This is a genomic window from Bacillus sp. FJAT-14266 (assembly GCF_001719225.1).
In the GTDB taxonomy this organism is placed as follows: Bacteria; Bacillota; Bacilli; order Bacillales; family Bacillaceae; genus Bacillus; species Bacillus subtilis.
Map to the genome: position 1 here is coordinate 1,504,580 of NZ_CP017072.1, position 14,842 is coordinate 1,519,421.

Below are 14,842 nucleotides of genomic sequence, written 5' to 3' on the forward strand. Positions count from 1 at the left end.
AAAATGGTAAAAGTATATTATAACGGTGATATCAAAGAGAACGTATTGGCTGGAAAAACAGTAGCGGTTATCGGGTACGGTTCGCAAGGCCACGCACATGCCCTGAACCTTAAAGAAAGCGGAGTAGACGTGATCGTCGGTGTTAGACAAGGAAAATCTTTCACTCAAGCCCAAGAAGACGGACATAAAGTATTTTCAGTAAAAGAAGCGGCAGCCCAAGCCGAAATCATCATGGTTCTGCTTCCGGATGAGCAGCAGCAAAAAGTCTACGAAGCTGAAATCAAAGATGAATTGACAGCAGGAAAATCATTAGTATTCGCTCATGGATTTAACGTGCATTTCCATCAAATTGTTCCTCCAGCGGATGTAGATGTATTCTTAGTGGCCCCTAAAGGCCCGGGACACTTGGTAAGAAGAACATATGAGCAAGGAGCTGGCGTACCTGCATTGTTCGCAATCTATCAAGATGTGACTGGAGAAGCAAGAGACAAAGCCCTCGCTTATGCTAAAGGAATCGGCGGCGCAAGAGCGGGCGTATTAGAAACGACATTTAAAGAAGAAACAGAAACAGATTTGTTCGGTGAGCAAGCAGTTCTTTGCGGCGGATTAAGCGCGCTTGTCAAAGCCGGATTTGAAACCTTAACTGAAGCAGGTTATCAGCCTGAACTTGCATACTTCGAGTGTCTTCATGAGCTGAAATTAATCGTAGACCTTATGTACGAAGAAGGACTTGCAGGAATGAGATATTCAATCTCTGACACAGCACAGTGGGGAGATTTCGTATCAGGCCCTCGCGTTGTGGACGCTAAAGTAAAAGAATCTATGAAAGAAGTATTAAAAGATATCCAAAACGGTACATTCGCAAAAGAGTGGATCGTCGAAAACCAAGTAAACCGTCCTCGTTTCAACGCTATCAATGCAAGCGAGAACGAACATCAAATCGAAGTAGTGGGAAGAAAGCTTCGTGAAATGATGCCGTTTGTGAAACAAGGCAAGAAGAAGGAAGCGGTGGTCTCCGTTGCGCAAAATTAATTTTTTCGATACGACGCTTCGTGATGGTGAACAGTCCCCTGGAGTGAACTTGAATACACAGGAGAAACTTGCCATAGCTAAGCAGCTCGAAAGACTCGGGGCAGACATCATTGAAGCGGGATTTCCCGCTTCGTCCCGAGGTGACTTTTTAGCTGTTCAGGAAATCGCAAGAACCATTAAAAATTGTTCAGTAACTGGTCTGGCCCGTTGTGTAAAAGGTGATATTGATGCTGCTTGGGAAGCGTTAAAGGATGGCGCTCAACCAAGAATTCATGTATTTATCGCCACATCGGACATTCATTTGAAGCACAAGCTGAAAATGACACGTGAACAAGTCATTGAAAGAGCAGTTGGAATGGTGAAATACGCAAAAGAACGTTTTCCGATTGTGCAATGGTCAGCTGAAGATGCCTGCCGCACTGAACTGCCGTTTCTAGCAGAAATCGTCGAGAAAGTGATTGACGCAGGCGCCAGTGTTATCAATCTTCCGGACACTGTCGGCTACCTGGCCCCGGCGGAATACGGAAATATCTTTAAATATATGAAAGAAAACGTTCCGAACATTCACAAAGCAAAGCTTTCAGCCCACTGTCATGATGATTTGGGAATGGCAGTCGCAAACTCTCTTGCTGCGATTGAAAATGGCGCTGATCAAATCGAATGCGCTGTGAACGGGATCGGTGAAAGAGCCGGAAACGCGGCATTAGAGGAAATTGCCGTAGCCCTCCATACCAGAAAAGATTTCTACCAAGTCGAAACAGGTATTACGCTGAACGAGATTAAGAGAACAAGTGATTTAGTAAGCAAACTGACAGGCATGGCTGTCCCGCGCAACAAAGCGGTTGTTGGAGATAATGCATTTGCTCATGAATCAGGCATCCATCAGGACGGCTTTTTAAAGGAAAAATCGACTTATGAAATTATTTCACCGGAGCTTGTCGGCGTAACCGCAGATGCGCTTGTCCTAGGTAAACATTCCGGACGCCACGCATTTAAAGACCGGCTGACTGCTTTAGGATTCCAATTTGACAGTGAAGAGATTAATAAATTCTTTACGATGTTCAAAGAGTTGACTGAGAAGAAAAAAGAAATCACTGATGAGGATCTTGTTTCTCTTATTTTAGAAGAAAAAGTAACAGATCGCAAGATTGGGTATGAATTTCTTTCTCTGCAAGTACATTACGGAACAAGTCAGGTCCCTACGGCTACTCTATCTTTGAAAAATCAAGAAAACGCACAGCTTATTCAGGAAGCTGCAACTGGAGCTGGAAGCGTGGAAGCAATCTACAATACGCTTGAGCGCTGCATCGATAAGGATGTGGAGCTCTTAGACTACCGCATTCAGTCTAATAGAAAAGGCGAAGATGCATTTGCCCAGGTGTATGTAAGAGTTTTGGTGAACGGAAAAGAATCAGCAGGGCGGGGCATAGCGCAAGACGTATTAGAAGCATCAGCGAAAGCCTATTTGAACGCAGTAAACCGTCAATTGGTTTTCCAGTCGAATATGAGCGGATTGAAAAACCACACAGCTGTCGGATCATAAAAGAAAGGAGAACGGTTAACTTGAAGAAACGTATTGCTCTATTGCCCGGAGACGGGATCGGCCCTGAAGTATTAGAATCAGCGACAGACGTACTGAAAAGTGTTGCCGAACGCTTTAACCATGAATTTGAATTTGAATATGGCCTGATTGGAGGGGCGGCTATTGATGAACATCATAACCCCCTCCCGGAGGAAACCGTTGCTGCTTGTAAAAATGCAGACGCGATATTGCTTGGTGCTGTCGGCGGACCGAAATGGGATCAAAATCCTTCGGAACTGAGACCGGAAAAAGGGCTGCTCAGCATCAGAAAACAGCTTGATTTGTTTGCGAATTTGCGGCCTGTGAAGGTATTTGAAAGCCTTTCTGACGCTTCGCCTTTGAAAAAAGAATATATAGATAATGTTGATTTCGTTATCGTTCGTGAGCTCACAGGCGGCTTGTATTTCGGCCAGCCGAGCAAACGTTATGTAAACACTGAAGGTGAGCAGGAAGCAGTAGATACACTGTTTTATAAGCGAACGGAAATTGAACGAGTGATCAGAGAGGGCTTCAAAATGGCGGCAGCCAGAAAAGGCAAAGTGACCTCTGTAGATAAAGCGAATGTTCTTGAATCAAGCCGGCTGTGGCGTGAAGTGGCTGAGGACGTTGCACAAGAGTTTCCTGATGTGAAGCTTGAGCACATGCTTGTGGATAACGCGGCCATGCAGCTAATTTATGCACCGAATCAATTTGATGTCGTGGTGACTGAAAATATGTTCGGTGATATTTTAAGCGATGAAGCGTCCATGCTTACAGGCTCGCTCGGAATGCTCCCGTCAGCCAGCCTATCAAGCTCTGGTCTTCATCTGTTTGAACCTGTTCATGGCTCCGCGCCTGATATTGCTGGTAAAGGGATGGCAAATCCGTTCGCAGCCATATTGTCAGCGGCAATGCTTTTGAGAACATCTTTCGGGCTTGAAGAGGAAGCGAAAGCTGTAGAAGATGCGGTAAACAAAGTCTTGGCTTCCGGAAAAAGAACAAGAGACTTGGCACGGGGTGAAGAGTTCAGCAGCACTCAGGCCATTACAGAGGAAGTTAAGGCAGCAATCATGAGTGAAAATACAATTTCTAATGTGTGACAGCTTACGTTAAGCGGTCTTAGCTCTAGGTAGAGGGAGGAAATAAAAGATGATGCCTCGAACAATCATCGAAAAGATTTGGGATCAGCATATTGTAAAACATGGTGAGGGAAAGCCGGATCTTCTCTATATTGATTTGCACCTCATTCATGAGGTGACGTCTCCTCAGGCATTTGAAGGCTTGAGACAAAAGGGAAGAAAGGTCAGAAGACCCCAAAACACATTTGCGACAATGGACCACAACATCCCGACTGTCAATCGTTTTGAGATAAAGGATGAAGTTGCGAAACGCCAGGTAACGGCGCTTGAAAGAAACTGTGAGGAATTTGGCGTGCGCCTTGCCGATCTTCACAGCGTGGATCAAGGGATTGTCCATGTCGTCGGCCCTGAACTGGGCTTAACGCTTCCAGGGAAAACGATTGTGTGCGGTGACAGTCATACATCAACACATGGCGCTTTCGGCGCTCTTGCATTTGGAATCGGGACGAGTGAAGTTGAACATGTCCTTTCCACACAGACACTTTGGCAGCAGCGCCCAAAAACACTTGAAGTGCGCGTAGATGGAACGTTGCAAAAAGGGGTAACGGCAAAGGATGTCATCCTTGCTGTCATCGGCAAATACGGTGTGAAATTCGGCACGGGCTACGTCATTGAATACACTGGGGAAGTATTCAGAAATATGACGATGGATGAACGAATGACTGTTTGTAACATGTCAATTGAAGCAGGAGCAAGAGCTGGTTTGATTGCACCTGACGAGGTGACGTTTGAATATTGCAAAAATCGCAAGTATACGCCAAAAGGCGAAGAATTTGACAAGGCCGTAGAGGAATGGAAGGCGCTGCGCACAGACCCGGGCGCTGTTTATGATAAATCTATCGTCCTTGACGGCAACAAAATTTCCCCTATGGTGACATGGGGCATTAACCCGGGAATGGTTCTTCCTGTCGATTCTGAAGTTCCTGCGCCGGAAAGCTTTTCTGCAGAAGATGATAAAAAAGAAGCGATTCGCGCTTATGAATATATGGGACTGACTCCTCATCAGAAAATTGAAGACATTAAAGTGGAGCACGTATTTATCGGTTCCTGCACGAATTCCCGCATGACTGACCTTCGACAGGCTGCTGATATGATCAAAGGGAAAAAGGTAGCTGACAGCGTAAGGGCCATCGTCGTGCCCGGATCCCAAAGCGTGAAGCTTCAGGCTGAAAAAGAAGGGCTTGACCAGATTTTCTTGGAAGCTGGATTTGAATGGAGAGAGTCAGGCTGCAGCATGTGTTTGAGTATGAATAATGATGTTGTTCCTGAGGGAGAGCGCTGTGCATCAACCTCTAACCGCAACTTTGAGGGCAGACAAGGAAAAGGTGCAAGAACACATCTCGTCAGCCCGGCAATGGCTGCGATGGCTGCCATTCACGGACACTTCGTTGATGTCAGAAAGTTTTATCAGGAAAAAACAGTTGTGTAAGGAGTGCGCGAGATGGAACCTTTGAAATCACATACGGGGAAAGCGGCCGTATTAAATCGGATCAATGTGGATACAGACCAGATTATTCCTAAGCAATTTTTGAAGAGGATTGAAAGAACAGGCTACGGGCGTTTTGCATTCTTTGACTGGAGATATGATGCGAATGGTGAACCGAACCCTGAATTTGAATTAAACCAGCCTGTTTATCAAGGAGCTTCCATTTTAATAGCAGGAGAAAACTTCGGCTGCGGGTCATCGCGTGAACACGCTCCGTGGGCACTTGATGATTATGGGTTTAAAATTATCATTGCGCCGTCATTTGCTGATATTTTTCATCAGAACTGCTTTAAAAACGGCATGCTTCCGATCCGCATGCCATATGACAATTGGAAACAGCTTGTCGGCCAGTATGAAAACAAGTCATTGCAAATGACTGTTGACCTTGAAAAGCAGCTGATTCATGACAGTGAAGGCAATCAAATTTCATTTGAAGTTGATTCACATTGGAAAGAGATGCTGATCAACGGATATGATGAAATTTCATTAACGCTGCTGCTGGAAGATGAAATCAAGCAATTTGAATCACAAAGAAGCTCTTGGCTTCAAGCCTGAAAAAGCGGCCGGTATTTGTCCGGCGGCTTTTTTTGCCTGGTGAAACCTTTCATTTCTTGTTTTTGTTCACAGGTGTTGATACACTTGAACAAAATAAATGCCTGAAAGGAATATAGGTATGACGCATGACAAGAAAAACGCAAAAATTATTCCTTTTCCTCATCTGAAAGACCGCCTTGTGGAAAAAGGGATGTCATCACTAAAGGAAAAAAAGTATCAAGAAGCGCTCGAACTGTTTTCAGAAGCGATGAAATATGATGATACTGAAGCCGATCTTCACTTAGGGATGGCCATCTGCTTTTTAGAGCTGGGCGAGCTGGAAGAGGCAAAAAGCGTGTGCGAGAAGATGCTCAAAGAAGGTTATGGCCATTATTTTACGGTTTTGCAGGTGTACATGACCATCTTAATTCAGCTCAAAAAATACGAGGAAGTCAAAAGCACCATTGAAGCCGTTTTGGAAGAAAATCAGCTGCCGGCAGAAAGCGCCGAGCAATTTTATAAGCTGCTGGATTTCAGCCGGAAAATGACCGATCCGGATCGTGAGGACGAGGCTTGGGCCGAAGAATATGAGGATACAATTGACACCGAGAAAGTGCTGGCAAGCCCTGAGGAGCAAATGAATCTCATTCATTCCTTAAAAGACCGTAACGTAGCAAAGTATACAGGATTGCTCAAAACAATCCTCCAAGATCCCTCAGCCCATCCGATTATCAAAACGATGATTGTCATGCTGTTGGCTGAGCATGAGTACAGTAAGCCTGTACACATTAGTAAATTTGGCGAGTCGTTGACAATTGAACCGTCTGAGATTGTTCCGCCTGATGCCGCGCCGATTCTGCACCGTGTTCTCAGGGTGCTGGATGAGACACTTGGAAATGAAAATCCAACCTTATATGCGGCAGTAGAAGAATTGTGGAGAAGACATTTGTACGTTTTATATCCGTTCCAGCCGAAATTGCTGTCGGCTGACCTTTGGGCGGCTGCCCTTCATAAAGTCGGTTACGAGATGCACGGGATTGAAATTGAAAGCGAAGAACTTCATATGATGTATGAATTTACCGACAGAGAACTCGATGAAGCTTGCACAATGTTAAAAGATATTGAAGAAATTTCTTATTTGTAAATCGCGCCATATAGTTGAAAGCGCTATGTGTTATGTTATAATATAGTGGTTGTATTTGTGTATAACGGGTTATAAGAAATACGGTTGGACAGGCTTTGCAGTTCATTATTAACATCTATACATAATGATTCTGATCTTTGGCAGCTTTGTTTTTGTTGGACGAAGCCGAATGATTGCTTTAGAATGGAAGACCGACACAACCTGAATAGATTTTTGGAGGGAAACACATGTCTGTAAAATGGGAAAAACAAGAAGGCAACGAAGGCGTTTTAACGGTTGAAGTTGATGCTGAAACGTTTAAAACAGCACTTGATGATGCATTTAAAAAAGTAGTAAAACAAGTTTCAATTCCTGGATTCCGTAAAGGTAAAATTCCTCGCGGATTATTCGAACAGCGCTTTGGCGTAGAAGCTCTTTACCAAGATGCTTTGGATATTCTTCTTCCTGTAGAATACCCTAAAGCGGTTGAAGAAGCTGGAATCGAGCCTGTAGACCGTCCTGAAATCGACGTTGAAAAAATCGAAAAAGGCGAAAGCTTAATCTTCACTGCGAAAGTAACAGTAAAACCTGAAGTGAAGCTTGGCGAATACAAAGGCCTGGGCATTGAAAAAGACGACACAACTGTAACTGACGAAGATGTTCAAAACGAACTAAAAGCCCTTCAAGAGCGTCAAGCTGAGCTTGTTGTAAAAGAAGAAGGCACCGTTGAAGAAGGAAACACAGTTGTTCTGGATTTCGAAGGATTCGTTGACGGCGAAGCATTCGAAGGCGGAAAGGCTGAAAACTACTCTCTTGAAGTAGGATCTGGCTCATTCATCCCTGGCTTCGAAGATCAATTAGTTGGCCTTGAAGCAGGTGCTGAGAAGGATGTTGAAGTGACATTCCCTGAGGAGTACCACGCTGAAGATCTTGCAGGCAAACCAGCTGTGTTCAAAGTGAAAATTCACGAAATCAAAGCGAAAGAGCTTCCTGAGCTTGACGATGAATTCGCAAAAGATATCGATGAAGAAGTGGAAACACTCGCTGAATTAACTGAAAAAACTAAGAAACGTTTAGAAGAAGCGAAAGAAAACGAAGCTGACGCTAAATTGCGTGAAGAGCTTGTTCTGAAAGCTTCTGAAAATGCTGAAATCGATGTTCCGCAAGCAATGGTCGACACTGAGCTTGACCGCATGCTGAAAGAATTCGAACAGCGTCTGCAAATGCAAGGCATGAACCTTGAGCTTTACACTCAATTCTCAGGTCAAGATGAAGCTGCGCTTAAAGAGCAAATGAAAGAAGATGCTGAAAAACGCGTAAAATCTAACCTGACTCTTGAGGCGATTGCGAAAGCGGAAAACCTTGAAGTATCAGATGAGGAAGTTGATGCTGAGCTTACTAAAATGGCTGAAGCATACAACATGCCTGTTGAAAATATTAAACAAGCCATCGGTTCTACTGACGCGATGAAAGAAGATTTAAAAGTTCGCAAAGCAATTGATTTTCTTGTAGAAAACCGTTAATATGGTGCATAATAATAGTACTAATAAAACAGGGCGCGAATCATTCGTGCCTTGTTTTGTACAATTATGAGTTATCTCTTTTTCTTGGGGCAATATAGTTAATGCAGGGCTGTTTTTTGTCATACATATAGAATGTGCAAGTCAGAAACACATTGTTACCGTCTTTTTGGAAAGTATGGTAAAATGCAATACATACTCGTTCGTTTCAAGAATCATTTTCTTTTGCTCTGCCGGTAAAAGAAAAAGTGAGACAAGATTAAGGGGTGAAAGAATGTTTAAATTTAACGAGGAAAAAGGACAATTAAAATGCTCGTTCTGTGGAAAAACACAAGATCAGGTTCGTAAGCTTGTAGCTGGACCTGGTGTATATATATGTGACGAATGTATCGAACTCTGCACTGAAATTGTAGAGGAAGAACTCGGAACAGAAGAAGAAGTAGAATTTAAAGACGTACCAAAGCCTCAGGAAATTCGTGAAATTTTGAATGAATATGTCATCGGCCAAGATCAAGCGAAGAAATCACTTGCTGTTGCTGTGTATAACCACTATAAGCGCATTAACTCTAACAGCAAAGTTGATGATGTTGAGCTTTCAAAAAGTAATATTTCATTAATCGGCCCTACGGGAAGCGGTAAAACCCTTCTGGCGCAAACATTGGCTCGCATTTTAAATGTGCCGTTTGCGATTGCAGACGCTACATCTTTGACTGAAGCTGGATACGTGGGTGAAGATGTAGAGAATATTCTCTTGAAGCTCATCCAAGCTGCTGATTATGATGTGGAAAAAGCTGAAAAAGGCATTATCTATATTGATGAAATCGATAAAGTGGCTAGAAAATCTGAAAACCCGTCTATCACACGTGATGTGTCAGGTGAGGGTGTACAGCAGGCATTGCTTAAAATTCTTGAGGGTACAGTGGCAAGCGTGCCGCCTCAAGGTGGACGTAAGCATCCTCATCAAGAATTCATTCAAATTGACACAACAAATATTTTGTTCATTTGCGGCGGAGCTTTCGATGGTATCGAACAAATCATCAAACGCCGTTTAGGCCAAAAAGTGATTGGATTCGGTGCCGACAATAAAGCTGCTGATCTTGAGAAAGAAGATCTTCTTTCAAAAGTGCTTCCTGAAGATTTGCTCCGTTTCGGGTTAATTCCTGAATTTATCGGACGTCTTCCGGTTATTGCAAGCCTTGAAAAGCTTGACGAAGAAGCATTGGTTGCGATCTTAACAAAACCGAAAAACGCTCTTGTTAAGCAATTCAAGAAAATGCTTGAGCTTGATAACGTTGAGCTTGAGTTTGAAGAAGAAGCGCTTTCTGAAATTGCTAAAAAAGCAATTGAACGCAAGACTGGAGCACGCGGACTCCGTTCTATCATTGAAGGCATCATGCTTGATGTGATGTTTGAGCTGCCTTCTCGTGATGACATTGAAAAATGTGTAATTACCGGGGCAACTGTGACACACGGAGAGCCTCCTCGCCTCTTATTAAAAGACGGCACTGAGGTAAGCCAAGATAAAACATCTGCATAAAGATAAGCACAAACCTCCTGAGTGGTAACACTCAGGAGGTTTTTTTTGCATGCAAACTCTTCCGGAAAAACGTTTATTCCCGCCTCCTATGGGAGATACTAGCAATCAGAGGAATGAATTGGATACATAAATTGTTTTTCAGGAGGGACCACCATGAGTTGGACAGGGATTGCGTTATTTATTCAGCTGTTTTTTGGGATCATCATCGGTTTGTATTTTTGGAATTTGCTTAAAAATCAAAGGACACAAAAGGTCACGATAGATAAAGAATCAAAGAAGGAAATGGAGCAGCTTCGGAAAATGCGCGCTATCAGCTTGTCCGAGCCATTATCTGAGAAGGTCCGCCCCAAAAGCTTTCAAGATATCGTCGGACAGGAAGACGGCATAAAAGCATTAAAGGCGGCTTTATGCGGGCCAAATCCTCAGCATGTGATTGTCTATGGGCCACCGGGAGTTGGGAAAACGGCTGCTGCGCGGCTTGTGTTGGAAGAAGCAAAAAAACATAAACAATCACCGTTTAAAGAGCAGGCTGTCTTTGTGGAACTCGATGCGACAACAGCCCGTTTTGATGAAAGAGGAATTGCCGATCCGCTCATCGGCTCTGTCCATGACCCGATATATCAAGGGGCCGGAGCGATGGGACAGGCTGGGATTCCGCAGCCGAAGCAGGGAGCTGTCACCCATGCCCATGGCGGTGTGCTGTTTATTGATGAAATAGGGGAGCTGCATCCTATTCAAATGAATAAAATGCTGAAGGTGCTTGAGGACAGAAAAGTCTTTTTAGACAGTGCGTATTACAGTGAGGAAAATACACAAATTCCGAATCATATTCATGATATTTTTCAAAATGGGCTGCCGGCTGATTTTCGCTTGATTGGCGCGACCACGAGAATGCCAAACGAAATTCCGCCAGCTATCCGGTCCCGCTGTTTGGAGGTTTTTTTCCGCGAGCTTGAAAAGGATGAGCTGAAAACGGTTGCTAAAACAGCAGCGGATAAAATTGAAAAAAATATCTCCGAAGAAGGACTGGATCTTTTGACCAGCTACACGCGGAACGGGCGGGAAGCCGTCAATATGATTCAAATCGCAGCGGGGATGGCTGTAACGGAGAATCGGAAGGACATTACGATTGAGGATATTGAATGGGTCATTCACTCCAGTCAGCTTACTCCAAAGCACGAGCAAAAAATCGGTGTTGAACCACAGGTTGGCATTGTAAATGGGCTTGCAGTCTATGGGCCTAACAGCGGATCGCTTCTGGAAATCGAAGTAAGTGTAACCGCGGCTCAAGATAAAGGATCAATTAACATCACAGGAATAGCTGAAGAAGAAAGCATCGGCAGCCAATCAAAATCGATCAGGCGAAAAAGCATGGCGAAGGGTTCGGTTGAAAATGTATTAACCGTGCTCCGGACAATGGGAATGAAGCCTTCTGATTATGATATTCACATCAATTTCCCAGGAGGGATTCCGATTGATGGGCCGTCAGCAGGCATTGCGATGGCGGCGGGGATTTTCTCGGCGATACACAAAATTCCTATTGACAATACCGTTGCGATGACGGGCGAAATCAGCCTGAACGGTCTTGTGAAACCCATCGGAGGCGTCATTCCGAAAATAAAAGCGGCCAAGCAGTCCGGTGCGAAAAAGGTGATTATCCCATATGAAAATCAGCAGGCGATCTTAAAGCAGATTGACGGGATCGAGATTATTGCAGTGAAGACGTTCCAAGAAGTGCTTGATGAAATTTTGGTGAATCCGCCAACGGAACAAAAACCGTTTCATATCGAAATCAATAAAGAATCCGTTTAAACCCTATTTTGATAATAGGGTTTTTTTCATGAAGGACATCTTTTCCTTTTTCATATCAGAAAGAAAGGGTATACTACGAGGAGACTGTTTTATAGAAAATGGAACCATGCCGTTTATTGTACAAGGATGAAAAAGTTGTATTATAATGGTTCATACTAAAGTCACGGAGGTGTCAGTCACATGGCAGAAGAATTAAAACGCAGCATCCCGCTCCTCCCTTTAAGAGGTTTATTAGTGTACCCGACGATGGTTTTGCATTTAGATGTAGGACGTGACAAGTCGGTTCAGGCTCTTGAACAGGCAATGATGCATGATCATATGATATTTTTAGCCACTCAGCAGGATATTTCGATAGACGAACCTGGTGAAGACGAGATTTTCACTGTCGGCACCTATACAAAAATTAAGCAAATGCTGAAGCTTCCGAACGGTACGATTCGTGTGTTGGTGGAGGGCCTCAAGCGCGCCCATATCGTCAAATACAATGAACACGAGGATTACACGTCGGTCGACATTCAACTTATTCATGAAGATGATTCAAAAGATACAGAAGACGAAGCATTGATGCGGACTTTGCTAGACCACTTTGATCAGTACATAAAAATTTCTAAAAAAATCTCGGCCGAAACGTACGCCGCGGTTACTGATATCGAAGAGCCGGGGAGAATGGCAGACATCGTTGCTTCTCACCTGCCCCTTAAACTAAAGGATAAGCAGGATATTTTAGAAACGGCTGATGTCAAAGACAGGCTGAACAAGGTCATTGATTTTATTAATAATGAAAAAGAAGTGCTGGAGATTGAGAAAAAAATCGGCCAGCGCGTCAAACGTTCGATGGAGCGTACGCAGAAGGAATACTACTTACGGGAACAAATGAAGGCGATCCAAAAAGAGCTTGGCGATAAAGAAGGCAAAACTGGCGAAGTTCAGACGCTGACGGAAAAAATCGAAGAAGCAGGCATGCCTGATCATGTGAAGGAAACAGCGCTTAAAGAATTAAACAGATATGAAAAAATTCCGTCAAGTTCTGCGGAAAGCTCCGTGATCCGCAACTATATCGACTGGCTGGTTGCTCTTCCGTGGACGGATGAAACAGATGATAAGCTTGATTTGAAAGAAGCAGGACGTCTCTTGGACGAAGAGCACCACGGGCTTGAAAAAGTAAAAGAACGTATTTTAGAATATTTGGCTGTCCAGAAGCTGACCAAATCCCTGAAAGGCCCGATTCTCTGTTTGGCAGGACCTCCAGGTGTCGGAAAAACGTCTTTAGCCAAATCAATTGCAAAAAGCTTGGGACGCAAATTCGTCAGAATCTCACTCGGAGGAGTTCGGGACGAATCAGAGATACGCGGACACAGACGGACCTATGTCGGAGCAATGCCTGGACGTATTATTCAAGGGATGAAAAAAGCGGGCAAGCTGAATCCGGTCTTCTTATTAGACGAAATTGACAAAATGTCATCTGATTTTAGAGGAGACCCATCATCCGCTATGCTTGAAGTGCTTGATCCAGAGCAAAACAGCAGCTTCAGTGATCACTATATTGAAGAAACCTTTGATTTATCCAAAGTGCTGTTTATCGCAACGGCGAACAATTTGGCCACAATCCCGGGCCCGCTCAGAGACAGAATGGAAATTATTAATATCGCAGGCTACACAGAAATAGAAAAACTTGAAATCGTAAAGGATCACTTGCTTCCAAAGCAAATCAAAGAACACGGGCTGAAGAAAAGCAACCTGCAGCTGCGTGATCAGGCGATTCTTGATATTATCCGCTACTATACGAGAGAAGCTGGTGTGAGAAGCCTTGAACGCCAGCTTGCCGCGATTTGCCGTAAAGCTGCAAAAGCCATTGTTGCTGAAGAGCGAAAACGGATTACGGTTACTGAGAAGAACCTTCAAGACTTTATCGGAAAACGTATTTTCAGATATGGACAAGCTGAAACAGAGGATCAGGTTGGTGTAGTGACAGGGCTTGCTTATACAACCGTTGGCGGAGATACGCTGTCGATTGAAGTATCGCTTTCTCCGGGGAAAGGGAAATTAATCCTGACAGGAAAGCTCGGAGATGTTATGAGAGAGTCTGCTCAGGCTGCATTCAGCTATGTGCGATCCAAAACAGAAGAACTTGGCATTGAACCTGACTTTCATGAGAAGTATGATATTCATATACATGTACCAGAGGGTGCGGTGCCAAAAGATGGTCCGTCAGCCGGTATTACGATGGCAACAGCGCTTGTTTCTGCTTTAACGGGACGGGCGGTTTCGCGTGAAGTCGGCATGACTGGGGAAATCACGCTTCGCGGGCGCGTGCTGCCGATCGGCGGCTTAAAGGAAAAAGCGCTTGGCGCACATAGAGCGGGATTAACGACCATTATTGCGCCTAAAGATAATGAAAAAGATATAGAGGATATTCCGGAAAGCGTCAGGGAGGGGCTGACATTTATATTGGCGTCCCACTTAGACGAGGTTTTGGAACATGCCTTAGTAGGAGAGAAGAAATGAAAGTCACAAAGTCAGAAATCGTGATCAGTGCAGTAAAACCGGAACAGTACCCTGAAGGGGGGCTTCCGGAAATCGCATTGGCCGGAAGATCGAACGTAGGAAAATCGTCTTTTATCAATTCATTAATCAATCGCAAAAATCTTGCGAGAACGTCATCAAAGCCGGGAAAAACACAAACGCTTAATTTCTACATTATCAATGATGAACTGCATTTTGTGGATGTGCCGGGGTACGGTTTTGCCAAAGTGTCAAAGTCTGAGCGTGAAGCTTGGGGCAGAATGATTGAAACCTATATCACGACACGTGAGGAATTAAAAGCAGTGGTACAGATCGTTGATTTGCGGCATGCGCCATCCAATGATGATGTGCAGATGTATGAATTCTTAAAGTATTACGGCATTCCTGTTATTATTATCGCTACAAAGGCGGATAAGATCCCGAAAGGAAAATGGGACAAACACGCGAAGGTTGTCCGACAAACATTAAATATTGATCCGGAAGACGAGCTGATTCTCTTTTCTTCAGAAACGAAAAAGGGGAAAGACGAAGCTTGGGGAGCGATCAAAAAAATGATAAACCGGTAGAGAATCCTC

Annotated in this window: 11 protein-coding genes; all 11 read left to right on the forward strand. The window is 44.0% G+C overall.

Going from position 1 to position 14,842, the window contains the following annotated elements; genetic code table 11:
• Positions 1-3: 3 nt before the first annotated feature.
• Complete coding sequence (gene ilvC, locus BGM23_RS07775; protein ID WP_003222549.1) at positions 4-1,032, forward strand: ketol-acid reductoisomerase; 1,029 nt, start codon at positions 4-6, stop codon at positions 1,030-1,032.
• Positions 1,019-2,575 (forward strand): 2-isopropylmalate synthase, encoded by a 1,557-nt coding sequence (locus tag BGM23_RS07780; RefSeq protein WP_009967929.1) that lies wholly within the window; start codon positions 1,019-1,021, stop codon positions 2,573-2,575. Before ilvC ends, BGM23_RS07780 begins: the two co-directional genes overlap by 14 nt.
• A gap of 20 nt (positions 2,576-2,595) precedes the next feature.
• Positions 2,596-3,693, forward strand: a complete 1,098-nt coding sequence (leuB, locus tag BGM23_RS07785) for a 3-isopropylmalate dehydrogenase (protein WP_015251530.1) — start codon at positions 2,596-2,598, stop codon at positions 3,691-3,693.
• Between the two features lie 49 nt (positions 3,694-3,742).
• Entirely contained in the window at positions 3,743-5,161 is a 1,419-nt protein-coding gene (leuC, locus tag BGM23_RS07790) for a 3-isopropylmalate dehydratase large subunit (RefSeq protein ID WP_003229604.1), read from the forward strand.
• 12 nt (positions 5,162-5,173) lie between these two features.
• Positions 5,174-5,773 (forward strand): 3-isopropylmalate dehydratase small subunit, encoded by a 600-nt coding sequence (gene leuD / locus BGM23_RS07795; protein ID WP_029726368.1) that lies wholly within the window; start codon positions 5,174-5,176, stop codon positions 5,771-5,773.
• Between the two features lie 118 nt (positions 5,774-5,891).
• Positions 5,892-6,896 (forward strand): DNA damage checkpoint antagonist DdcA, encoded by a 1,005-nt coding sequence (gene ddcA / locus BGM23_RS07800; RefSeq protein WP_029726367.1) that lies wholly within the window; start codon positions 5,892-5,894, stop codon positions 6,894-6,896.
• Positions 6,897-7,123: 227 nt separating this feature from the next.
• Positions 7,124-8,398 carry a trigger factor gene (tig, locus tag BGM23_RS07805; RefSeq protein ID WP_015714466.1) on the forward strand — a complete coding sequence of 425 codons (1,275 nt, stop codon included), beginning with the start codon at positions 7,124-7,126 and terminating at the stop codon, positions 8,396-8,398.
• 271 nt (positions 8,399-8,669) lie between these two features.
• Positions 8,670-9,932, forward strand: coding sequence for an ATP-dependent protease ATP-binding subunit ClpX (clpX, locus tag BGM23_RS07810; protein ID WP_003229613.1), 1,263 nt, complete (start codon positions 8,670-8,672; stop codon positions 9,930-9,932).
• Between the two features lie 153 nt (positions 9,933-10,085).
• Positions 10,086-11,744, forward strand: coding sequence for an ATP-dependent protease LonB (gene lonB, locus BGM23_RS07815; protein ID WP_014477564.1), 1,659 nt, complete (start codon positions 10,086-10,088; stop codon positions 11,742-11,744).
• Between the two features lie 180 nt (positions 11,745-11,924).
• Positions 11,925-14,249: an endopeptidase La gene (gene lon, locus BGM23_RS07820; protein ID WP_003229618.1), complete on the forward strand. Its 2,325-nt coding sequence runs from the start codon at positions 11,925-11,927 to the stop codon at positions 14,247-14,249.
• Positions 14,246-14,833: a ribosome biogenesis GTP-binding protein YihA/YsxC gene (yihA, locus tag BGM23_RS07825; RefSeq protein WP_014114673.1), complete on the forward strand. Its 588-nt coding sequence runs from the start codon at positions 14,246-14,248 to the stop codon at positions 14,831-14,833. Before lon ends, yihA begins: the two co-directional genes overlap by 4 nt.
• Positions 14,834-14,842 lie beyond the last annotated feature (9 nt).